We start from the raw sequence: 24,015 nt of genomic DNA on the forward strand, positions 1-24,015 counted from the left end.
GGCATTAAGTTCGAAAACGACGATTGGGAAAAATCGTGGGAATACTCGCCTAATACCACAATGTCCCGCCCATGGTGGGTGCAGGCAGAGGGGGTCGAACCCTCGATTCAAGCTTGGGAAGCTCGCGTATTACCGCTATACTATGCCTGCGTGCCTCCAGCCGTAGAACTTGCAGTGTGAAAGGCAAGTCTAATCGCCTATGAACTCGCGGAGCCGATTATATTCTTGCTAAATCAGGGGGTGTTACAATAATCCCGCGTTTATTTGATGAGACTTTTTCAGCGATTTTTTTGGCTCTTCATGAGCGGTTTCGTATGGGCTTGGGGTGACGGAATCACTCCCGCAGAAAAAGCCGCGGAATCCGAGGAGTTTGTCTTCAAAAACCCCGAGTTTTCATCCCTGGAACAGACTAGTACGATGCGTCTCGAAACCATCTGTATGATGAAATGCCTTGAGGAGGTTCACTACGACCACCGGAAACTCAAAACTCTTGATTTTAAACAGGTTTTAACGGAGTATATCGAACGGATTGACGGCTCGAGGATGTTTTTTTTACAACCCGAGGTTGATGAGTTTATCAAGCGCTTCGCCTCAAGTCTCGATGTTTTTTTGAATGGTGGAAGTTTAACTCCAGGATTTTCGATTTTTGAGCTCTACCGCCAGAAACTTGCTAGCCGCATCGAATGGATTTTTCAAAAAGTTCAGGCCAATGATTTTGAACTCGAAAGTCGTCGGAGCTACATCATGGATCGCGATAAAGAGCATTTTGTCGCGACGCAATCAGAGTTAGAGCAACTTTGGAAGGACCGGTTAAATTTTGAGATTGTTAACGAAATCATTCTTTCCGAAGCGGCAGAAGCGGGGCGGCTCCGTACGGCAATCGAACTATCACAAAAACCGGAAGAGCGCACACTGGGGCGTTTGTTGAAATATAGTTTCAAAACCGCGGAACGGGCTAAAGTTCTTTCTCTCAAGACTCCGCGTGCTCGGCCTTTACAGCGACCGGTTGTCGGCACTACATCACTTCTTTTTAAGTCCTATCGCTCGCGGATCGATCCCTGTTGTATTAAAAACCTGATCTGTTTTCTTCACGACGATGGTACCGATGTGTCTTTGCCGATGACGTTACCGGAAAAAATCGAAGCGGCGAAAAAAGAAATACTGCGGCGTTATAAGAGTTTGTTGCGCAATATTGCTTGTGTTGAGCCGTGGATGGTACAGGAACGGTTTTTGAATAGCGTTGCGATGACATACGATCCGCACACGGTCTTCATGGGGCGCGAATCGATGGAAGACCTTCGGATGTCGCTGCACCACTCGTTTGTCGGAATTGGTGCGCAGTTAGGGGATGAAAATGGGAGCTGTGTTGTACGTGAGTTATTCCCTGGAGGACCTGCTGCATGTAGTGGTGAGTTCCAGGTCGGTGACAAAATCGTGGCAGTAGCGCAGGGCGACGAGCCAGCCGTCGATGTTTCGGGAATGCTTCTGACGCGCATTACAAAGCTGCTTCGAGGCAAAAAGGGGACAACGGTTCGCGTTACATTACAGCCTACAGGGGACATCAGTGCACGCAAAGTCGTAACCCTTGTTCGCGCAGAAGTCGAGCTCGATGAGAGTCGGGCAAGTGCGAAATTTTTCAATACCGAAAAGGGACACAAGGTGGGCGTTATTGCGCTCCCCGCGTTTTATGGCAACAGTTCGGGTGACGATAACCAACAGTCCAACAGCGCAACCGATTTAGTCGCGTTAATCAATAAACTGAAAGCAAAAGAGGTTCAGGGCATTGTACTAGATCTACGCGAAAATGGGGGAGGATTTCTCGAACAATCGATTTTAGTCGGCGGAATTTTTGCTCAGGGACCGATCGTGCAAGTCCGAGGGCAATACGGCAATATCGAGCGTTTTTCAACGCAAAAAACTGCGGGATTGGGATGGGATGGGCCGATGGTAGTCCTCGTCTCCCGGATGAGTGCCTCAGCGGCGGAAATTTTAGCTGGAGCACTAAAAGATCTCAATCGAGCGTTAATTGTGGGCGATCAAAATACGCACGGGAAAGGGACTGTTCAGGTACTTTTGCCAATGGAACAGCTTTTCCCGAAGTTTAAATACAAAGAAGACCTCGGGGCTTCAGCAGTGACGACGCAAAAGTGGTATCTTCCGAGTGGCCAGTCGACACAAATTAAGGGCGTCGCATCTGATATCGTTTTCCCTTCGTTTGACGCACTTTTACCGATTGGCGAGGGGGATTTACCTCACGCGATCGCCTGGGACACCATTGATCGTGCCGAGTATACCCCAGGTAGTCAGTTGACGGAGACTACGACCGCGGCATTGCGCGAAAAAAGTCTACATCGGCAAGAGGATCTATCGGAGTTTCAGGTCCTCAAAGAACGGATTGCGATGCTCCAGAAGGTCGTCGATACCAAGGCTTATCCGGAAAGTCTCACTCAACGCCGCCAAGAGCGGAAGGAGAATGAATTAGCACAGCAGGTCGTCGATGCCCGAATTAAAGAATTGCTTAAAAGTAACCCTTCCTATGAAAAAATCTTGCTCGATGATGCCGCTGAGCGCGAAAAATCTGGGAAACCGAGAGTTGTAGCGAAGAAAAAATCCAAGCACAAGAAGAATGATTCGATTGATACTCACCTTCGTGAAAGCCTCCGAATCATGGATGATTTCCTTCAGTTAACCGAAACGGCGACTGCCGAAAATATATAAATTGTGAGATTACCGCAAAAGTTACAGGCGATTTATCCGTTTAAAAGCCACTTTATCGCGATGCCCGATGGCAACCGCATTCACTATGTAGATGAAGGTGAGGGCGACGTGGTTTTCATGATTCACGGTAACCCGACATGGTCCTTTTATTATCGCGATCTCATTCAGAAGCTGAAGTCGACGTTTCGTTGTATCGCAATCGATCATATGGGGTGTGGGCTTTCCGAGAAACCTCAAAAGTATCCCTACACGTTGGCGCAACATATTGCCAATGCGCGTAAGGTCATTGAGACGTTGTCGCTCAAACGCTTTCACTTTGTCATGCACGACTGGGGGTGTGCTGTCGGGATGGCGTTAGCCGAGCGTTGGCCGGAACGTGTCGAGAGCCTAACGATTATGAATGGAGCGGCCTTTCATTCCTCACGGATTCCCGTGCGTATCAATTTTTGTCGGACACCGGTTTTGGGCGATCTGCTCATCCGAGGCCTCAATGCCTTTGTCCGGGGATCGAATCATATGTCGACGACGAAGGGCCTTGATGCTCTTACCGCCTATGGCTATCGATTCCCTTACAATTCCTGGAAAAATCGGGTTGCGATTCGGAAGTTTGTCGCGGATATCCCCTTATCGACGCGGCATCCCTCATGGAATACATTGACGGAGATTGAAAATGCGCTTTTTCTTCTGAGCCAAAAGCGGATCCTACTCCTATGGGGTGAACGGGATTTCTGTTTTACGGAGTGGTTTTTAAAAGAATGGCAGAGTTTCTTCGAGCGTGCGGCGGTGATTCGATTTGAAGACTGTGGACATTATGTCTTGGAAGACGCCAAAGAGCCGGCACTTGATGCAATTTACAACTTCATTGTCCATGCGCGTAAGCCTGACGTGACGCTGTACCGGATGTAGGCTCGACATCGGCACGGGTAGTTTTACATTAGGTGCTGCATGTTTTTTGAAGATCTTAATCCCGAACGTGATATCGGCGCAAATTGTAGCTATGTCAGAATCGGGCCGTTCCATTTTGTTATCGATTCGGGGATGAGTCCTCGCGAGACGGGATTGAAGGCGCTCCCAAACCTCGACGCGATTACCCCTTACTCTTTAGACTTTGTCATTGCGACGCATTGCCACCTCGATCATATCGGGTCGATCCCCGTTTTAATGCGCCAACAGCCTCAGGCGCGCCTCCTTGTCACGCCCCAATCGCGCGAATTAATGCCGGTTTTGTTAGAAAACAGTCACACGGTGATGAAGCGGCAACACAAAGAGCTGGGCGTCAAAGAGTACCCGCTATATACGCTCGATGAAATCAACCGCCTGAACGAGCACTACTTTGAGATGAAGTACGGTGTTCCGCGCATCTTTCGTAAGGGCGATGAAAAAATCGAGATCCAGTTTCTAGACGCAGGGCATGTCGCTGGTGCCGCGGGCGTATTGATCGAGTACAAGCACCGCAAAATCTTCTTTACGGGCGATGTTCTATTCCGTCAACAAAAAATCTTACCAGGGGCTTCCTGGCCAAAGCAAAAAGTCGATACGCTGGTTATGGAAACAACCCGCGGTGTGACGGAGCGGACGGAAGAGCACAAAGTTTATGCCGAGATTGAGCACCTTATTGCGACGATCCACCATACGCTACAAAATGGGGGATCGGTCCTTATTCCAACGTTTGCATTTGGTCGGACTCAAGAGATTTTGACGATTCTACATGATGCGGTAAAGGCGAAGCAGCTCAGTGCCAAAACACCCATTGTTTGTTCGGGACTCGGGCTCGCGATTGTCGATGCATTTGACGAAATCGCCAAAAAATACCCCTCATTGCGCTTCCGGAAAAGCGTTTTGAAGGACCTCGGCGTTATGTCGCTCAACAAGATCAAATACCTCAAACCCGGAGATGTACCCGATAAGCCAACAATTTTTGTCGTCAGTAGCGGTATGATGGTGGAAAATACGCCTTCTTACAACATCGCGGCTTGTCTACTGAGTGATCCCAAAAATTCCATCTGTTTTGTCGGCTATTGCGATCCCGAAACCCCCGGGGGACACCTGTTAGCGTCGCCATCGGGAAGCCCTTTTCTCTTTTCCGCGCTCAACTACAGCACCAATGTCCGTGCAAATATTGAGCGTTTTGATCTTAGCGGTCACGCCGATCGCGAGGAACTTTTGAGGGCGGCGATTAAGCTCGATCCCCGAGCGATTGTTCTCACCCACGGCAATGATGATTCGCGTAACTGGTTCCTCGATGAGTTAACCTACCTCGCGCCGCACATCAGCGTCCTCAATCCCGAGGTCATGACGCCTTACGAGGTTTAAAAAATTTTTTAGCGGCAATTATATGCATTTGGGGTCTTGACAAAGCCTAGAGCAGCCCCTTGTAGGCAAAAAATCATTTTGGTGCTGTGAATAACTTTCTTTTCGCAACTCAAAAGTGAGCTCTGGATCGCAAAATTTCCGGTGAATAAGATTTTCTAAAAAATCCTCGCATTTCGCTTTGAGATACTATATATTCTATCTCGTTTCGATAGAAGCCACTAGATATAGTATTTAAGGATTAAAAGATGATTAGCCAAACATTGAGTCAAAAAGTGAAATTTGATACCACCATCGAGCCGGAGGACGTGTTGCGTTTGCAGGTCTATCAGATGTTGTTGGAGATTGGAACCACGACGGAGGAATTCGGTTCAGAAGTCGCCGAGCAGTTAACCGGTGCGGTTTTTGTTCAACTGGGTGCGGCACATGCCGATACTTTATCCGAGCTCGAAAATACTATCGAGACGGTTTTGTTACAGTCGCCGTATCATAAGAGTGCAAAGCATGCGATTTTAGTACGTGATCGCCGGAATCGAACCGCAGATCTTGTGAAAGAGGCAGAGATTGATAAAGTAGATCAGTATTTGTCTAAGCTCGATTGGGAGGTCCGTGAAAACAGCAACATGCGTTATTCGCTCCAAGGGCTCAATCAGTACCTTGCGGGATCGATCTCGAAAACGTACTGGCTTAATAAGGTGTATCCACAAGCGGTCCGTGAGGCGTACGAATCTGGCGATTTCCACCTTCATGATCTCTCGCAATTATCGGTTTATTGTGTTGGCTGGGATTTAGCGGATTTGCTCAAAGAGGGGTTTGGAGGTGTTCATGGCAAGCTTGAGTCGAAGCCCGCGAAGCATTTTAGAACGGCATTAGGACAGGTTGTCAACTTTTTCTACACCTTACAAGGTGAGGCCGCAGGAGCACAGGCATTTTCCAATTTTGATACCCTTTTGGCGCCTTTCATCCGTTTTGATGGTTTAACCGAAGAACAGGTCGAGCAAGCGCTTCAAGAGTTTGTTTTTAACATCAATGTACCGACGCGGGTCGGTTTCCAGACGCCATTTACAAATGTAACGCTCGATCTCTTTTGTCCGGCGCACCTCAAGGACGAACCGGTGATTATCGGTGGCAAACTGCAGGAACAGAAGTACGGTGAATTCCAGAAGGAAATTGATCTTTTTGATCGTGCGTTCTTCAAAGTTCTAGCGCAGGGCGATGCGAAGGGTCGTGTGATGACCTTCCCGATTCCGACGATTAGCGTTACCCGAGATTTCGATTGGGATAGTGAGAATCTCAAGGGACTTTGGGAAATTACTGGCAAGTACGGGATCCCGTATTTTTCGAATTTCGTCAATTCGGATATGAATCCGGAAGATGTACGTTCGATGTGCTGTCGTTTGCGGATCGATAATACAGAGTTACGGCGTAAAGGTGGAGGATTATTCGGTGCGAATCCGTTGACAGGAAGTGTCGGCATTGTGACGATCAATCTACCGCGTCTTGGATTTTTATCGGCGACGAAAGAGGAGTTTTTCGATCGTCTGACGAAGTTAATGGTGTTGGCGAAAGAGAGTTTAGAAATTAAGCGCGCACTTTTGGAAAAACTCACGGATGCAGGGCTCTATCCGTACACATCTTTTTACTTAAAGAGTATCAAACAGCGTTTTGGGTGCTATTGGAGTAACCACTTCTCGACGATCGGGATTGTTGGAATGAATGAAGCATGTTTAAATCTGTTGAATAGGAGTATTATGACCGAAGAAGGGCGGCAATTCGCGCTTGAAGTCCTCGATTATATGCGGTCGAAGATGGTTGAATTCCAACAAGAGACGGGCAATTACTACAATCTTGAGGCGACACCGGCAGAAGGGGCATCATTTAGCTTGGCGCTTAAGGATCAGAAGCAGTTCGGGGGTGCGGTACGCAGCGCGAGTGAGAGCGAAACTCCGTATTACACGAATTCTATTCATGTCCCGGTCAACTATACGAATGATCTCTTTCAGGTCTTGGATCATCAGGACGAGTTACAGACAAAGTTTACCGGCGGAACGGTTGTACACTGTTTCCTTGGTGAACGCATTCGTGATGGTGAAGTTGTTAAGAACCTCGTTCGAAAGATCGCGGAATCCTATAGGTTACCTTACTTCTCGTTGACACCGACGTTTTCGGTGTGTGCAGAGCATGGGTATCTTTCAGGGGAGCAAAAGAAGTGTCCTCATTGTGGTAGTAAAACCGAGGTTTATTCCCGTGTTGTGGGCTATCTTCAACCGGTACAACAGTGGAATGACGGTAAGCAGACCGAGTTTGCGATGCGCAAAATGCTCAGGTTCGATGGTTGCCCGCGGTGTGCCGCGATGTAGGACCAAGAAGGGGAAAATCGATAAAAGGACGGCACTTTGGTGCCGCTTTTTTATTGCTCAGTTTCAGAAAAAATACCGATAGAACGAAAACGTTGGTAGCGCTTCTCGAGTAGCTGTTTTTCAGAAAGCTTTTTAAGAGATTTGAGGTGTCGCAATAGCGTTTCTTTCGTCGCCTCGAAGACAAAATCCGGGTTACGGTGCGCGCCTCCGAGAGGTTCGGGAATAATTTCCTCAACGATTCCGAACTGTAAGAGGTTTTGCGGCGATAACTGGAGCGCTTCGGCAGCTTCTGGGGCAAATTTGCGATCTTTCCATAAAATCGCGGCACAGCCTTCGGGAGAAATGACGGAATAATAAGCATTTTCGAGAACGAATACCCGATCGGAGACCGCAATACCCAGCGCACCCCCAGAACCGCCTTCACCGATGACTATCGACAAAATTGGGGTCGCGAGCCTCCCCATTTCTTGAAGGTTAAACGCGATCGCCTCCGCGACGTGGCGTTCTTCGGATCCAATGCCAGGATAGGCACCTGGGGTATCGACGAAAGTGATAATCGGTAAAGAAAATTTTTCGGCGAGCCGCATGAGCCGCAGCGCTTTTCGATAACCCTCGGGGTAGGGACACCCGAAATTGTACGCAATATTTTCCTCAAGCGATCGACCCTTACGCTGCCCGGTAACCATGACGGGTTCACCATCGAGATCGGCAAAACCGCCCATAATCGCCTGATCATCGCCAAACCGACGATCGCCGTGGAGCTCTTGGAAATCCGTAAAAATATTTTTGATGTAATCCTGTGCGTAAGGCCGACTCGGATGCCGCGCGATCAGGACCCGTTGCCAGGTGGTTAGATTGGCAAAGATGCGGTGCTCCTCATTGGCAATTTTCCCTTCAAGAGCATGGATTTCCGACGAAATATCGATCTTCGCTCCCTGAGAACGCTCCAACAACTCGTCAAGGTTTCTCTGGAGCTCTCGAAGTGGCCGCTCGAACTCAAGGATATACTGCCGATCCGGAGATTTCGCCTTCTTGGTAAACATTGCCCCTTAATAAGCGATCCTCCCCATATCTCGCAATCTTTTTATTTTTTAACGGAAGTATACAAACTTGAGCGCGTGCCAGTCGAGGATATTGGCGTGCCAGCCGCCGACGCGCTTTGCAACGAGGTGACACGTAGAATCGTAATAGAGTGGTACAATCGGCATCTCGTCAAAAATTAGACGCTCGGCCTCAGAGAGGATTGCGGCACGATTTTCCGGCGCTTTAGCCGCCTGTTCGAGAAGAGCATCGTATTCCTTATTTTTCCATTGCGCATGATTATTAGGGCTGTCAGAGCGAAACAGGTCAAGAAAGGTGGTCGCATCATTATAGTCGCCGATCCAACCTCCACGGCAAATTGCAAAATTATGCGCGCGACGCTCGCCTAAAAAAACACCCCATTCGAAGCTCTGCAGATCGATTTTAATGCCCAGATTACGGCGCCACATCTCTTGTACGGCTTCCGCGATGAGCTTTTGTCCTGGCGTTGTGTTGTAAACAAATGCTACTTTGGGAAACCCTTTCCCGTCAGGATACCCTGCCTCGCGGAGCAGTTGTTTCGCGAGGGTGACATCTTCAGACATCAGGTGGCGGTCCGCATTATAGTTAAATGTCCCAGGAGGTACGAGCGCATAGGCTTCAAACCCATCACCACGTCCCCGAAGTTTACCAATTGCCGAACGATCAATGGCCAGACTGAGTGCTTTGCGTACGCGCACATCATCGAATGGTGGACGGGTACAATTAAACCAGAAAAAGAATGAACCCAGTGTTGCCGTCGTTTTGAGCAGTTTTTGTGATTTATAAAACTCGATCTTTTCTGCTGCGACGTTGTCCGTGATATCGATCTGATTGGCATTAAACATATTTTCCTCGGTCATGGTATCGACTCCGGAAAGAAATTGAATCGTCCCAATAGCGACATTATCGTAATCCCAGTAATACTTGTTTTTCGAAACGACAATCTTGTCTCCAACCTCAATTGACTGAAGTACATAGGGTCCATTAGTCACGATGTTCCCAACACGTGTCCACGGATTGTTACGATCATAAGGACTACCAAAACGCTTAATGGAAGTCTTGTGAACGGGGGACCATGCCCAATGCATAAGCAACGAGGGGAGATAATCGATAGGTTCCTCCAGTGTGAGCTTCAAAGTTCTACTGTTGACCGCCTCGATGCCAACTTTTGAGAAATCGGTAACCTCGTCATTGTAGTAGCGCTGCGCATTCAGAAGTACAAAATAAAGTTCCGCCCACGGCGAACCGAGATTGGTTGAGAGCCCGCGGCGGACGGCATTGACGAAATCTCCGGCAACAACAGGATCGCCATTACTCCATCGCGCATTTTCACGTAGAGTAAAAGTGTACTCCCTTCGATTCTTAGAAACGACATATGACTCCGCAACTCCCGGTAATGGTTTCAAATCACGGGTCGCCGGAACAAATAACCCCTCGAAAATCGCAGAGACGACCTTTCCTTCATCGAGCCCCGGTGCTAATTGCGGATCTAAAGTGGCAACTTCCGTCGAATTCCCAATGCGAAGGGTATCTTTGGCTGTCGGCAAGAGCTGAAAGTGCCTCACCGCAATCACAATACCGACTAGAACCAAAACGAGGAAAAGAGTTCGTAAACACTTCATAAAGACCCCGACCACTAAAAAATGGAGTGTTCGAAGGGCAACACAAAACTATGACTTCGTGTACTAGTGAGAATTTTTACGGATTATTCCAAAGGAAACTTATAGGCAAAGAAAGCAAGTTGCGAGGATAAGTGTTGGCGGAAGTGCTCCCATAAGCAATCTCAACGGTGAAATTTTTTTCGAAAAATGTTTGGATAAAATCGCCTGGCCTGCGGGGTTCGGTGCATTGGCAATGACCGTCAGGCCACCTCCGGTTACCGCACCGCAGACGACCGCATGTTTGAGCGCCGCATTTTGAGCAATAGAGGGTACTAAAGAAGAGAGATAGGTAATTGCCGCGTTGTCGTTAAATGCCGTGAGCAGCGTTGCGCCCCAAAATAGAGATGATTCGCCGAGCTGTCCAAGTACAGGCTCAATCCACCATTGTTGTAAACCGCCATGAGTGACGAGACCCGCTAGAAAAAATCCCACGAGGACAGGCGATCGCAACGAGATTGGGGTCTGATAAGGGGCTGTAACCTGAACAAACCCCAAAAAGAAAAGGAAGCCCAAAATAAAAAGTGCCGGTGTATGAATGTTAACGATTGTCCAGATGAGAAAGCAAAGATGAATTCCGATAATCCATAACGGAACCGTAGGTTGTTCTTGCGATTTCTCTTCGACTTTCCGGGACCTTTCCTGCAAAATATGCAACTCTCTCCGAAAGAGAAATCCGTAAAGGGCTGTTGCGATTGCAATTCCTAGCATCGCAATCACTCCGAAGTGCGTGAACATATAGGGCGTATTCCAGCCCCAACGTTCGGCGACCATAAGGACCGGCGGTGCAGCAAAGTGGGTCAAGACACCGCCGACGGAGACATTGACAAACAGCAGTCCAAGCGTCGCATAACGAAATTTCATCGATGGCTCGAGGGCGTAAAATTGTTGCGACAAAAGCAGTGCGGAAATGGTAATTGCGGCAGGCTCGGTAATAAACGATCCCAAGAGCGGACCAATGGTCAAAATGGCGAACCACCATGCTTTTGGAGTACAACCCCCAAGTGATGCAACGCGCTGCATACAGCGTTGTGCGAATTGTAAGATCGGCCGGCTTGCTGCGATCGTCATGATAACGGCGATAAACATGGGCTCCACGTAATTGACGGATTGGATGTAGCCCGCTAAGGTCCTGTAGTCGTAAAGATAAAGAATCCCAATTGCTAAGGGCAGTATCCAGAGTCCAAAAATTACCTCAATTTCGCCCAAAAAATGAAATAGAGTATGAAGCATGCGGTCGCGTGCCTCATTGCCGTCAAAACGCGTAGCGATTTTCTGAAAAATGGGAGCGAAAAATGTGTGCAGTACCGCACAAAGAAAGATCGTTGTCGCAAATGCGTTAAATGGAGCACATTGAATCCGATGGGCAAGAATTTGCGCTAAATTTTCCAAATTCGCCGTTCCATAGGTTTCAAGCGGTATAGGAAGTAGATTAAGGGTGCTCAAAAGACAGTACATGGCTCATTCTCTCCGAGTATAGTATAACGACAAGGGGCTTTTGGCAACTGATTATACAGTGCCACAGTTCTGGGCTGATATGCATTCATTGGGTAATTAACCCTTGACTTTGAAAACAGTGTTATTCAGCTATTGAGCCGCGGCGAGGTAGCTCAGTCGGTAGAGCAGAGGACTGAAAATCCTTGTGTCGGCGGTTCGATTCCGCCCCTCGCCACCGCGCTTCGGAGTATGTGTGAATTTTATCAAAATGCGATGTACTAGTGTCTGGAGTTGACGACACGGATTTTAATCATCTTCTCTGCAATCATGGATGTTCTGAAAGGAGTTGTGCCGCTCCTACTTATGGTAAGTACTGCGTTGAGCTGTTTTGCTAGCGGGGGTGTTGAGAAAGTTGCGCAAGAGGTAACTTGTTGTGATTTGTGCGGCGGTAACAAGCTAGCTGAAAAGGCAACGCATGATGCTTCGTTGGAGTGGGGTTACGTTTGGGATTATTACGCTGCACATCCGGAGAATGATGTGCCGTTTGCCGCTATTCCTCGAAAATTTCACTGGTTGTGTTGTCCGGATTGTCAGCTCGCGATGGTGTCGCCCCGTTTAAATGACAATGTAGTAATGCGATTCTACGACGAGTATTTTTCAGGAAAGTACAAAGGGTTTGTCCATGATTATGACTCCAATTTCCGGGAAGGTATTTTCTCCTATTACATGAGTTTAATCGAGAAGCACTACACAAAAAAAAGCAAAGGCGAAGAACGTTTTTTAGATGTTGGTTGTGCGGATGGGGTTTTCATGAAGTTAGCCAAAGAAAAGGGCTTTGTTTGTTATGGAAATGATGTAACAGACCTTTCTCAAAAGGAGGCGTCGCGTTATGGAGAGGTGATTCGGTGTGACGCGATCGATTATTTTCATCGATTTGAGGATGGGTTCTTCGATGTAATTGCGATGGTGGATACGCTGGAACATTTTCGATCACCGTCAGCAATTTTAGAAGCTTTGAAAGGGAAGATTCGTCCGGGAGGGTTGCTGTTTCTTGAGACGCCAGATTTTGACGCGAATTTTGAGGGTGATCGGATGTCGCGGCACTTTCATCTCTTTAATAAAGCTTCAATGAAGTTTTTTTTAGAAAAAAACGGCTTTACCGTTGAAGAATTCGCAAAGGACCGCTCGGGACGCTATAACCCGGGAGATGTCAAAGTGGATGATAGATTCTTGGTTGTTATAGCGCGCAAAAAATAACCGGGTGGGCCCTGCAGGATTCGAACCTGCGACCAAGGGATTATGAGTCCCCTGCTCTAACCGCTGAGCTAAGGGCCCGGCGTCGATGAGTCTTGTTTTTCTCAAAAAATTGGCAAGTTGAATTTTGCCGATGAATGATGATCCGACGTGCTGGGAGCCTTTTATGGCGCCTGGGGTTCATGTTGTGGCTGTTGACCCCAACGGGGTGGTTGCACTCTATAAGCCATGTGGAATTATGTCGATTCCCAATCGTCCGGGGCACTGTCGCCGTGCGTTGCTGAGTCTCGGTTACGATCCCGTGCAGCGATGTTATCAGAATAATCGAGAAAAGTTTTTTCTCCTGAATCGCCTCGATACGCCGACCTCGGGTATTGTATTGGGCTGCACTTCGCTTTCTGTTACCAAGGCAATTCGTCAAGCTTTTGCGGCGGGGTGTGTCCAGAAAGAGTACCGCGCGCTCGTACAGTATCAATCGCTGCCGCAGAAAGGCATTTTTCGTGACGTCTTGCAAAAACAACGGCTTAAAGATTGTGTTCGATCATGCCGTGTAGAACCAAAACTACATTCTCAAGGCACGCTTGCCATCACGCGGTATATGTTAATTCGGACTGTTTCTTTGGGTAGTGAAATGCCCACTTTGGCGATTTATCAGTTGCAGCCGGTGACGGGGAGGACGCACCAACTCCGGGTTCAGTGCGCATTGCGGCAAATGCCGATTGTTGGCGATCAAACTTATGGGGATTTTAAATTAAACCGACAGTTGGTACCGATTTTAGGGAAGCGGCTCTACCTCCAATCTTGCGCTATTGATTTGGAGTACTGTTATCAAGGGCAGTCGTTTCAATTTTCTGCGCAGGTTCCTTACGAATTTTAAGCCGAAATGATCGTTTGAGATTGGACTTGCGTTAAGGGGCGATTTTTTATCCTCTGGGGTGAGAAAATTATGAACAAAGCGTTGGTATTTCACCTTTCATTGGGTTTGTGGATGGGCGTCGGTGAAATCTTGTGCGCGGAAAATACAGCGGTCGCGCCCGCAAGTCCGGCAGTAGTGGAAGTGTCGCAGGTAAAAGGAGCTTCAGAGATGCCGGTGGTGGAATCGGAAGCATTGCCCGCGGTTCAAGAGAAGATGATTGCCAAAGCAGCAGTAGAGGTACTACCGAGTTTAGCGGATTTGAAGCCCATTGCGAGTGTACGTTTTTCCGCTCCGGAAAGAATTTTGAGCCGCGAAGGTCTTTTTAATGCTTTGGGAATTGCACCGATAGCGGCCAGGGCGTTTATATCGGCGCTGGCATTGCCGTTAGTGGGAATTTTGGACCTCAACTATGACGTTGTAATCCATTATTATACCCAAAATGATCATACGCCCGGTTTTTTTGCTGTACTTCGACCGATATCCGATCCGGCGCGAATCCAAATTTTGCGTGATATACTCAAAGAGAGCGGGTTTTCGAAGTTTTTTGAACATGAGGGCTTTTTCATCGTAACCGGAAGTACGACACAGCTGGAACAGATTTCCCAAGACAAAAAACTGCTCGCAGCGGTTGTTCAAGAAAATACGCCCTGGGGTGTGAGTAAGTCGGCTGCAGACCGGTGCTATATCCAGATGGATGAACTCGATTTTGCCGCACTTCGCGACTGGGTTGAGCGACTGCTTTTGAAAGATACCTCGAAGACTCCCGAAAAGGAAGAAGAAACGAGCGAATTGACAGAGACAGAGGCACTTTTAGTTCAAAAAGAGGAGGATAAGGCATCAGCGGAAAAAACAGCGGATCAACCCGCACAGTTGGCGATCGATGTTAGCGCCGTGATAAAATCCACCACAGAGGATGATCCATCACAAAAGAAGATTATGGAGCTTGTGGATGCCGTGGTGGCAGAGTTGCGCCACGTTCGTCTAGTGGTTGCTTTTGATTCGGAAGGGATTGATGTAACCTTCAGCGCGGAAACTGTTGATCCTTTCACGAAGTTATCGAAGAAAACGGTCGTTTTGCCTTCAATTTATCTTCCTGAAAATAGCACAAAGGCGGGGGCTTGTACTTCGCGTGATTGTAAGGATTTATTTGCGAAAAATCTCAGAAAAATAGCCGATAAGGTTGTTACGATTCTTATGAAGACCGAGATTGTTGAGAAAAAAGAAGGTCAATCGAAGAATAAAGAGACACAGGCACTCGCTAACAGTCCGGTTAGCGATGGATCAAGCTCCGTAAGCACTCCTCCTCAAAAAAACTTGTTGCCGGATGATTGGAAGCGGAAGGTTGTGGAGTTTACTGAATTTTTAGTCAGTAAGCTTTCAGATGGAAGTGCGGGCATTACCGGTACCCTCAAAAATGGGACCGTTATTTCAGCGGGTTGTTACCGTTTCCCCGGTATCAAAACTTTGGCGGAGTTACTAAGTGTTAAGACTTCTATGTTAGGAATTCTGCATCCCTATCGCGTTCCGGCATTTCCCGTTGAGAAATGGGAATTTTCCAGGTATCTTCGTCCCGAGGGGACTCACGATGAGGTACCGCTTTACGGGGTAGGGGCGGAGATATTCAAAGTTGCTACGGCGTTGTTGAACGGAGAAAATCCGCCGGAGACGCTGACGCAAGAGGAAGTGATTTCCCATTTGGCTTACCTTAACGAGGAGTTGATCGTGGCGAGTACGCTTGATGTCCTGAAACAGCAAATCGATAACAAGCAGAACGGAACGGCGAAAAAGCCAAGTGCAATTCCTAATAATTTTCTCGGCGACGATGAGATTTACAAGATCGACGGTGATGCATTGGTAGGTTTCACGTTGTTCTTGGCACAGCTGGGACTTAGAGATTACGTCGATCCGACTGTGACATCGGCGCCACGAAGGGCTTCGATTAAGATCCACGAGCACGAGGTGATCAGTGAGTCGTTCTTCAGCTACAAGCTGATTTCGTGGGTTTTCCACTTCATCATGTGGGCTATCGAACAGGAAAGCGTGATGGGTCCGGCAGATAAGTTGCCAGCGGGCACCAAAGTCCCGGTAAAGCAACCGGCGAAGTCGAATTTCGTGCCGCGAAATGTCGCACGACAGATTCTCATACCGGTAAAGACGACTACAGAGTACGTGATTACCTCTAAGCAGAAGGTTTAGAACTTAATAAGACTCCAAGATTTGAGTTGAAGAAAATAAACGAAATCTCGTAGTGTTGTGCCATGCAGTGTGCGTGGGAGTCGTCTGTATTGGAAGATCGCACAGCGGATCAGGTGACTTCAGATAGCCGAAAAGCGGGGCCAGGGAAAATGTTTTTTGCGCTCCCGAGCCGGGCACACGACGTTAAAGATTTTGTTGATGATGCGATTCAGCGCGGATGTCGCGAGGTTGTTCTTTCTTCACAAGACGTAGTTGATTTGCGTGACGTAAAATTTTATGTCGCCACAGACGTTGTTGGAGTTTTTGCGCAGGCACTTCATCGACTTTTACCGGTCGACAACCATTCTTTGTGGGGGGTTACAGGGACCAATGGGAAAACGACCGTCACGTACCTCATCCGGCATCTATTGGGGAGGTCGACAGCGCTCATTGGAACTATCGTTGATGATTTGTTAGTTGAAAGTCACGAGGCGGCTCAAACAACCCCCAGTTTGGAATCGCTGTACCGTATGATTGCCACAGTTCCAAAAAGCGCCCCTGTCGCGATCGAGTTGAGTTCACACGGCCTCGATCAACGGCGCCACTGTGGGCTCCAATTCGATGCCGCGATTTTTACCAATTTGACGAGCGATCATCTAGATTATCACGGCAACTCGATGGCGTACTTTGCCGCAAAGCGAAAATTGTTTACCGACACCCCAAGGCCACGGTGCAATATTTTCAACATCGGCGATCCGTACGGAGAACGCTTATGGCGAGAGCTTGGGGGCGTAACCTACGGGGTTAATGTACCTGCGGATTACCAAGCACAAAATATTCAGATGCATCCCGAGGGAACTTCTTTTGACCTTAAATATCACGGAAAATATTATCCCTGTCGTAGTCCGTTACTGGGGGATTTTAACGTCGAAAATGCACTGGCGGCTATTGCGGCGATTCATGAAGTTGAGGGTATCGCGTTAGAAAAATTATGTCGGCGATTAGCGACTTTCCCGGGTGTTCCAGGCCGTTTGGAGAGTGTGGTCCAGATCAATGGGGTAGCTGTTTTTGTCGATTTTGCACATACGGAAGATGGGCTGCGTCGCGTTTTACAGACGCTCCAAAAACTAAAACCGAAAAAAATAATTACGATTTTTGGTTGCGGCGGAGAACGCGATCGAACAAAACGCCCTAAAATGATGCAAGTTGCGTGCGAGCGGTCGTCGCTTGTTATCGCGACGGCGGATAATCCACGTCATGAGGCAATTGAGGATATTTTTCATGATATGCGTTTAGGAGTCCGACATCGCAACGTTCTGTTCGAACCCGATCGGCGACAGGCGATCGAAATGGCGTTACAGCACGCACAACCCGGTGATATTGTTTTGGTTGCAGGGAAGGGACATGAACGTTATCAAGTGGTTGGAGACCAAAAAATCCCATTCAGCGACCAAGACTGTGTTCGTACATATTTTGAGGCGGCGAAGGTGTTATGAAGATTTACGTTCATACTCATGGGTGTCGCCTGAATGCCGCGGAAAGCCGTACAATTGTAGAGCAGCTCGAAGCCAAAGGTCATACAATTGCACCGGACTTCGATACTTCCGTCGACGCGGCGGTCGTGAATACCTGCGCGGTTACGGCATTGGCGGAGTCGAAATGTCGTCAAACACTCCGTCAGATTGTTCGTCAAAATCCCAAAATCCATCTCTTTGTAACGGGGTGCCTAGCGGAAAATGCGGCAGAATCTCTAAAGGCGATGCACCCGTATATTTGTGTCATTGGCAACGCGGAAAAATCGAAACTCCTTGAACACATTGAGCAAGTCGAACGTGGACAGCAATTTCCCTACATTTTCCATAATCCCTTACCGAAATCAGAATTTCGCACAAGCTGCGCTTTGGTGCCGGTTTACGAAAAACGCTACAATCTCAAAATTCAGGAAGGATGCGATTTTTGCTGTAGTTATTGCATTATTCCGCGGTTGCGGGGGCGCTCTCGGAGCCGGGCATTTGACGATTTATTACAGGACGCCGCGGAACATGTCAAAAAAGGCGTCAAGGAAATCATCCTTACGGGCGTTAATATCGGGACATATTCGAGCGATGGCAAAGATTTGTCGGATGTTATCCAGGCGTTGAACGCGATTCCGGGATTATTGCGGATTCGTCTGAGTAGCATCGAGCTGAAAACAATTCCTCAAAAGATTTTTGAACAAATGCGAGATCCTCAAAACAAGCTTTTACACTACCTTCATGTCCCATTACAATCAGGGAGCGATCGTATTTTAAAGAAAATGCGACGTCATTACAACCTCGAGGAGGCGAGGGTATTTTTTGAAAAAGCTGCGGCTACGATTCCTAATGTCGGGCTCGGGACGGATATTATTGTCGGGTTCCCGGGAGAAACCGAGGAGGATTTTCAGGCGTCTGTCGACTTTTTTGAACAGTCACCCTTACAGTACGCGCACGTCTTTTCGTATTCCCGTCGTCCAGGAACCGTTGCGGATTTAAGTCACGATTTTGTTGCGCCCGCTGAGATCAACCGCCGTAGTCAGCAACTCCGCGCGTTGAGCGCACAAAAGCGTCGTCACTTCCTTGAGCGCTATCTTTTAAAAGAAATGGATGTTTTATTTGAAGATCGCGAACCCGGTGGTTTCCACGGGTTAACGGAAAATTACATCAAAGTTTGGGTGCCTGATCCAGGACGCGATCTAACGAATCAGTTGCATAAAGTAACATTAACACGGATTTCGGAAGAAGGGGTTGTTGCGGAACTTGTTAACGAAAAATGATTGCAAAACCTTTGTAAACGAATAGCTTCTTGCTTGGATGGTTAAAGTGATGGGGGTGTGGTCGTGCCTGCTTTTAGGGGCTGCAGGTACGGTAGAGGGAAGTTCTGCAGATATGGTACGGATCCAGAATGCAAGGCGACAGCTACTGGTATCGGCAAAAAAAGCGAATCAACAACTTGCGCAAACGATACGGACAATCAAGACTTTGGCATCGCGGCAACCCGGTGTCGCCAAAGATTCGAAGTACGTCATTCTTCCTCAATTAGGCCAGATCGCTGCCGTTCCAAAACAAGACGCTACGGTGCTTGTCCCTCCGGGGTTTCGGCTGTACAACGTCCCAGGCGATGGACTTTGCGGGTTTTGGGCGGTGCTCGTCGTCAAAAAAATTGCCGAGCAGCACGATGCACGTGACATTTATGTCAAAAAATCGGAAATTTTGGCATTGCTAAAACGGCTCTCGGACCGCATTGCCTACATTCGTGGCAAACAAGATCGGACGCCAGAGGATACCGAAGCGTTAGAAGAAATTGCAACCTTGATCGCGAATGATACGGGGAAAAAGGAAGAGGACCTCAATAATACTGATTGGAATCAGTTTTTAACAAAGCTCGAACAAGGGCGATTGGAGCTCGATTCACCGTTAACGGTTTTTCTCGCACCGGTCATTGGTTTCGATATTCTCGTGAAAAAGGAGGAATTTCAAAAGGGATTGCGCAAAATTATCACGCACACCTATAGGGGGAATTTTCAGGCAGAAGATGATCCTGTGCAGATTTTTTACCGAGGCGATGGTCGAGGCGGACACTATCAAGCGATTGTCCCGCAAACGTGTAATATCCATATTAATTAATAGATTGGGTGAACCTAGCCACCACATTGTGCGCCGAGTAAGATCGTGGAGTTAGAAAGCGATTAACATTGCTTGACATCATTTTCAGGCTCGTGTATCGCGTAGGGGCATGAACGAGAGGAAGAGGCAAATTTTCACGAATACACCGCTTGCTAAATGTTGGAGCGATTTGCTTTTGCTTGTTAAATCTTTTTTTGTGATTGGATTAGAGAGCTCCCTATTCAATGTAGCTAACGCGGCCTTCCCCTCTTTTGATTTTGATGATGAGCGATGTGTTGATCAGCAGATCCCTTTTTGCGGTTTTGGTGAGGATTTGGAGTCCATGTTGCCGCCAGTTGACTCATTCGATTCAGCTAGCCATTGGGAACGGAACGAGGACTATAACGGTTCTGTAAAATCAAGAGATCATCGCGCTGTAGGGAAAAATTTTGGCCGTCCGCAACCTCCATCGATGCGTAAAGACACGGCTGCTCCCTTGTTGACTTCTGACCAAATTGCTGCTGTTTTACAGAAAGTAGGGTTTGCGGAAGAAAAAAGAAAGTTTCGGCTGCAAAACGTACCTGGCGATGGGTGTTGCGGCTGTTGGGCATTATTGTTGTCCGCCGCAGCTGTTGAGGATAAGCCGAACGGTCGTGTAACGAGAGCGGATATTTCTGCTTTGTTAAACTGGCTTGCTGATGATATTGCTGCATTTTTTGCTCAATCGAGCTTTACCGAAGAAGATCTTGTTATTTTTGATGAACTGACACTGTTAATCGTTCAGTACACAAATGCGGCGATCGATAATGTCACTTCCGCAGATCGAAACCGTTTTCTGTCCATGCTAAGAGAGGGGCGCGTTCAGCTAGATTCCGTGCTTATCGGACGTTTAACGAGACATTTCCGACGTACCATTATCGTCGTTTATGATGAAAATAATGCCCATGTTTACGATTATCCCGGTGACCGAGATCCTTTGATTATCTTTTATCGGGGAGAAGGCATATTGGGGCATTATCAGTCGATTATTTTGGAGAAATATATTTTGAGGCGAGGCGATGCCTGTGACGAACAATCTTCACTAATGCTGCTAGAAAAAGCAGTGATACATTCTTGACATGACTTTAGATCCCAGGTACCAAGCTTATTCATGGATAAGGTGTTTCAGAATTTTTTGAATTTAGTTGTGGTAGGTGGAACATTATGTCTGTTTTCCCGTGCAGCGAATGCTTCAAGTCAAAGTGTGGAATATGGTGTTTATGGACGGAATGAAAATTGTGAAGCGCCTCACACCATTAAAACTCCTGCTAATGCCTATGGGGATCTTCCTCGAGGGTATCAATATTTAGATGTCCCGGGACGTGGGCGATGTGGCTATTGGGCAGTGTTGCTCGGGCTTAAGGTCGCTAAAAATCCCAATGCATCTAGCATCGAGCTTGCAGGGAGAGACGTTACCGATCAGCTTGGGAAATTTGGTGCTCATGTTGCACGTTTGAGAGAAAGGAGCCCTCTCCCTTTAAAGGTGCGCGAAGCCTTTGAAGAACTTGCATGGGATGTTGCGTGTTCTGTCCAGAAAGACGCGTTTGATCTCACAGAGGGAGATTGGAGGGGATTTTTCGACGCACTTGCGGGTGGAGGGATACCGTTGGATTCTGGATTAATTCAATTTCTGGCTTGGTGGCTTGGATGTGATATTATTGTAATGTATGGTGATGGGCAAGAGCATGCTTACAGTGGAATTTTCCTAGAAGAGGGAACTGAGGGAAAAGCGATATACGAGGATAAGCAATGTCCCGAAGTAAAGGAAGCCTCGACAACTTCTGAAGAAAATTCTCAGAGTTCTAAAAAAGAGTCTGATGCCGCTAAACATTCTGAAGATGTTAAAATTTCTGAAATTTCGAAGATATCTAGGCCGAACAAAAATTTCGAAGTTTCGGACAGTTCTGATGGCCCTGAAAAATTCAGAAAGGATAAAGGCCCTAAAAGTTCTGAAACTTCCGATTTTTCAGAATCTTCCGAAGAGGAGTCAGAGAAAGAATCAGATGTTTCTGATGATTCCGAGGAGGAGACAGAGTTGGAGAATTCCAAGTACACTATTAGAGTTTTTTACAAGCGTAGTGAGGATAGGGGACATTATTGGTCCGTTATTCCTGAGCAATTTCAGTTAAGAGAAACAGAAGAAGATCCTATAGGCATGGCGAGAATTTCTTTGTATCGGCGGTAAAAAAGCCTTGCCATTAGTGCGGGAAAAGAAAGGCTGGCTCTGCATTGCCTGGTGGTGTAATGGTAGCACAACAGATTCTGGCTCTGTTTGTCTAGGTTCGAATCCTAGCCGGGCAGCCAGGTTCGGCGTGGTTGTTTTTTAATTGTAAAATTATAAAATATTTTTACAATCAGGCACGCCATGAAAAAACATTTATTTTTCGCGTGCCTGGGATTGGGTACTTCGTTTAGCTTTGGTTCGACACCTTTCTTAAAAGCTCGTCCTAAAAGCGTCCACTCATTTGCAACTCATAACATTGTTCTAACGCCGCTTATTCATGAAGCGACAGAAGAAGAGCTTATCGCTCAAATGGAGTGTGACCTTTACGGTACTTCGGGCGATGAGATTCGTACGCGCGGAGTGGTGCTTGAGAACGTCGAAAATCCCTCTGCATTGGAAAAATCGATCCGAAAATTGCAGAATTGTATTAAAATCCTCGAGGCTTCTCACCATGCGTTAGAGTTGAGTTTGGAAACGTTAGGAGGTGATCCCGAGGTTGTTGCGGCGTTTCAAGATCAAATGAAAAGTGTTTGTGATGCTATGAATATGCTTAAAGGCCGTGCTGAAGAGGCATTGGAGATTCTGAATGATTTTCAGGAACGTAAGGAGGAATGGGAAGGATTTTCACCTGTTGAGCTGATTGACGAATTCACAACGATCACCTCGGATTTGCTCAAATATTGCCGTGAACACGTCCAAGAAATTGGTGAAGAGGCATGCAATAAGGTTGTACCTGTTTTGCAAAAGGCTGTCCGCGTAGCGCTCGTTATCCGGACCATTATTTCGCTTAAAGAAATCTTGATGGACAGCGATCTCTGCACTTGTGGCCAAGGTTGCCCGTGTCTCCTAATTTAAGCACATTTCCCCGATAATGCTTGCCATTGAACGGGAATAACAAGAATACGTGCCACGGGGGAATAGCTCAGTGGATAGAGCAGCGGTCTTCTAAACCGAAGGTCGAGGGTTCGAGTCTCTCTTCCCCCGCCAGATGTGAAGTCAATTTATGTTATCGACCTTGAATCGTAGAAAGGCTTTTCCCTCTGTATATGTATACACGGCGAAACGTTGTTTTCTGACTTTGAATTTCACAATATGAAATAAATTCTTGACAACTGTTTAGATATGATGTACCCAGCGCTCCCATGGACAAGAAAAGTAAGTTGCCATTGTCACATTCCATAGGTTTGTTCGCTCAGGGCGCACAAGGAGATTTTCGGAGGTTTTCGGGGTTCTTATCTCTTGGAATAGTCTTTGCGTTTTCGCCGGTTATGCAAGCATCAGCGCCAGGATCGGATCAAGAAGACGTTATTGCGATTACTAGAGAAGGGCAAGATATCTCCGATGGTACCGCAAGCTGTGAAGAACCGAGCCCCGAAGAAGCTCGGTTTTTGACCCAGTTTCTTGTGGAGTTAGCAAGATCGGAATTTGGACTTCCGTACAGGGAAATGCATTCATCCGACGTTGAAAGCTCTTCTGATATTAGGAAGCTTTATTCGAGGCTGTGTTCTACTTATAATTTAAATGGATCCGACGAAAAGAGAAAGTTCCTAGAGCGTATAGTATGCCAATTATACCGGGAGTATAAGTTCCGAGTGTTCTTAGCCAACGGTGTGGTCAAAATGAGCAAAGGTGGGAAAACTTTACACGATGCGGTTGAGCGGCTGAGAGACTCAGTTGACAAACTAAAGCACTCTGTGTGTGAGGTATCGGCGCTAGATCTTCTGGAGGTGGGAGAGAACAGGAAAATTTGGGCAGAGCGCGAGATTATTTTAGATGAGCTCGGTAAATGCTTGGACTTGGCTAAAGAAATCGGATGTTTCAATAAATTAAGACAGCAAAAAGAAAGATTGGATTCGGGGTATAAGGAATGCAAAGCAATAAGAAATGATCTTGAGAACTGTCGCAACGAGAAGCTGGGTTTTGTGCGCCGGGACCTAATCAACAGGCTCTGTGAAATCAAAGGGCGCAATGTTTACATTCTTACTGAACTAGATCGTGCAATGTTTGATTTGTGTGGGAAAGTTGCTAGCGAACTTGATAGCGTTTTAAGTGTTAGTGAAATGAATGGAGATCGTGTGGCTGAAATCTTTGAGTTCGATAAAGATTTTGGCAAAAAACTTTTCCCAGGGCTTTATAGCAGTATCAGTTTAAGGAAATAGTTTCTTACCTCACATATTTACGCCAATAAGGTTTCCTATTCTATTTGTGGGTGGTTTGTTATTCGTCTAAGACAGAGCTA

Annotated in this window: 17 protein-coding genes and 5 tRNA genes; 17 read left to right on the plus strand and 5 right to left on the minus strand. The window is 47.2% G+C overall.

The genetic code is table 11. The features are described from left to right. Positions 1-79: 79 nt before the first annotated feature. A tRNA-Gly gene (locus LW808_003405) sits at positions 80-150 on the minus strand. Between the two features lie 150 nt (positions 151-300). Between LW808_003405 and LW808_003410 the strand changes: the two genes are divergently transcribed. The 4 genes from LW808_003410 to LW808_003425 all read left to right on the plus strand — a co-directional run bounded on the left by LW808_003410 (position 301) and on the right by LW808_003425 (position 7,388). Further along, positions 301-2,718, plus strand: a complete 2,418-nt coding sequence (locus LW808_003410; GenBank protein UPA28324.1) for a carboxy terminal-processing peptidase — start codon at positions 301-303, stop codon at positions 2,716-2,718. A 3-nt stretch (positions 2,719-2,721) separates the two neighbouring features. Further along, positions 2,722-3,624: an alpha/beta fold hydrolase gene (locus LW808_003415; GenBank protein UPA28325.1), complete on the plus strand. Its 903-nt coding sequence runs from the start codon at positions 2,722-2,724 to the stop codon at positions 3,622-3,624. Positions 3,625-3,663: 39 nt separating this feature from the next. Then, positions 3,664-5,031, plus strand: a complete 1,368-nt coding sequence (locus LW808_003420) for an MBL fold metallo-hydrolase (GenBank protein UPA28326.1) — start codon at positions 3,664-3,666, stop codon at positions 5,029-5,031. A gap of 245 nt (positions 5,032-5,276) precedes the next feature. After that, positions 5,277-7,388 (plus strand): ribonucleoside triphosphate reductase, encoded by a 2,112-nt coding sequence (locus LW808_003425; protein ID UPA28327.1) that lies wholly within the window; start codon positions 5,277-5,279, stop codon positions 7,386-7,388. Positions 7,389-7,438: 50 nt separating this feature from the next. Here LW808_003425 and LW808_003430 read toward each other — a convergent pair whose 3' ends face one another. From LW808_003430 to LW808_003440, 3 genes are all read right to left on the minus strand, one after another. Beyond that, a complete protein-coding gene (locus LW808_003430) occupies positions 7,439-8,431 on the minus strand; it encodes an acetyl-CoA carboxylase carboxyltransferase subunit alpha (protein UPA28328.1) in 993 nt (330 codons plus the stop codon). A 48-nt stretch (positions 8,432-8,479) separates the two neighbouring features. Continuing rightward, positions 8,480-10,072, minus strand: coding sequence for a peptide ABC transporter substrate-binding protein (locus LW808_003435; protein ID UPA28329.1), 1,593 nt, complete (start codon positions 10,070-10,072; stop codon positions 8,480-8,482). A 99-nt stretch (positions 10,073-10,171) separates the two neighbouring features. Then, entirely contained in the window at positions 10,172-11,566 is a 1,395-nt protein-coding gene (locus tag LW808_003440; protein ID UPA28330.1) for a putative Na+/H+ antiporter, read from the minus strand. A gap of 141 nt (positions 11,567-11,707) precedes the next feature. Here LW808_003440 and LW808_003445 point away from each other — a divergent pair. Next, positions 11,708-11,780 (plus strand) — tRNA-Phe (locus LW808_003445). Between the two features lie 92 nt (positions 11,781-11,872). Next, complete coding sequence (locus tag LW808_003450; GenBank protein UPA28331.1) at positions 11,873-12,802, plus strand: class I SAM-dependent methyltransferase; 930 nt, start codon at positions 11,873-11,875, stop codon at positions 12,800-12,802. 5 nt (positions 12,803-12,807) lie between these two features. Here LW808_003450 and LW808_003455 read toward each other — a convergent pair. Then, positions 12,808-12,880: transfer RNA gene (locus tag LW808_003455), tRNA-Ile, on the minus strand. A gap of 85 nt (positions 12,881-12,965) precedes the next feature. Between LW808_003455 and LW808_003460 the strand changes: the two genes are divergently transcribed. From LW808_003460 to LW808_003510, 11 genes are all read left to right on the plus strand, one after another. Beyond that, complete coding sequence (locus tag LW808_003460; protein ID UPA28332.1) at positions 12,966-13,676, plus strand: RNA pseudouridine synthase; 711 nt, start codon at positions 12,966-12,968, stop codon at positions 13,674-13,676. Positions 13,677-13,745: 69 nt separating this feature from the next. Continuing rightward, positions 13,746-15,911, plus strand: a complete 2,166-nt coding sequence (locus LW808_003465; GenBank protein ID UPA28333.1) for a hypothetical protein — start codon at positions 13,746-13,748, stop codon at positions 15,909-15,911. A gap of 62 nt (positions 15,912-15,973) precedes the next feature. Further along, on the plus strand, positions 15,974-17,386 hold the full coding sequence (locus LW808_003470; GenBank protein ID UPA28334.1) for a UDP-N-acetylmuramoyl-L-alanyl-D-glutamate--2,6-diaminopimelate ligase: 1,413 nt from the start codon (positions 15,974-15,976) through the stop codon (positions 17,384-17,386). After that, positions 17,383-18,684, plus strand: a complete 1,302-nt coding sequence (gene mtaB, locus LW808_003475; GenBank protein UPA28335.1) for a tRNA (N(6)-L-threonylcarbamoyladenosine(37)-C(2))-methylthiotransferase MtaB — start codon at positions 17,383-17,385, stop codon at positions 18,682-18,684. The genes LW808_003470 and mtaB overlap by 4 nt, the downstream gene beginning before the upstream one ends. 37 nt (positions 18,685-18,721) lie before the next feature. After that, positions 18,722-19,534 carry a hypothetical protein gene (locus LW808_003480; GenBank protein ID UPA28336.1) on the plus strand — a complete coding sequence of 271 codons (813 nt, stop codon included), beginning with the start codon at positions 18,722-18,724 and terminating at the stop codon, positions 19,532-19,534. 109 nt (positions 19,535-19,643) lie between these two features. Continuing rightward, positions 19,644-20,630, plus strand: a complete 987-nt coding sequence (locus LW808_003485; GenBank protein UPA28337.1) for a hypothetical protein — start codon at positions 19,644-19,646, stop codon at positions 20,628-20,630. 33 nt (positions 20,631-20,663) lie between these two features. Further along, the gene (locus LW808_003490) at positions 20,664-21,737 is read left to right on the plus strand and encodes a hypothetical protein (GenBank protein UPA28338.1); all 1,074 of its coding nucleotides are present in this window, start codon (positions 20,664-20,666) and stop codon (positions 21,735-21,737) included. Between the two features lie 45 nt (positions 21,738-21,782). Further along, positions 21,783-21,856, plus strand: a tRNA-Gln gene (locus LW808_003495). A gap of 61 nt (positions 21,857-21,917) precedes the next feature. After that, a complete protein-coding gene (locus LW808_003500) occupies positions 21,918-22,631 on the plus strand; it encodes a hypothetical protein (protein ID UPA28339.1) in 714 nt (237 codons plus the stop codon). 56 nt (positions 22,632-22,687) lie between these two features. Next, a tRNA-Arg gene (locus tag LW808_003505) sits at positions 22,688-22,763 on the plus strand. 281 nt (positions 22,764-23,044) lie between these two features. Then, the gene (locus LW808_003510) at positions 23,045-23,935 is read left to right on the plus strand and encodes a hypothetical protein (protein UPA28340.1); all 891 of its coding nucleotides are present in this window, start codon (positions 23,045-23,047) and stop codon (positions 23,933-23,935) included. Positions 23,936-24,015: the final 80 nt, after the last annotated feature.

The organism is Verrucomicrobiota bacterium (genome assembly GCA_021294815.2).
GTDB lineage: Bacteria > Verrucomicrobiota > Verrucomicrobiia > Opitutales > LL51 > LL51.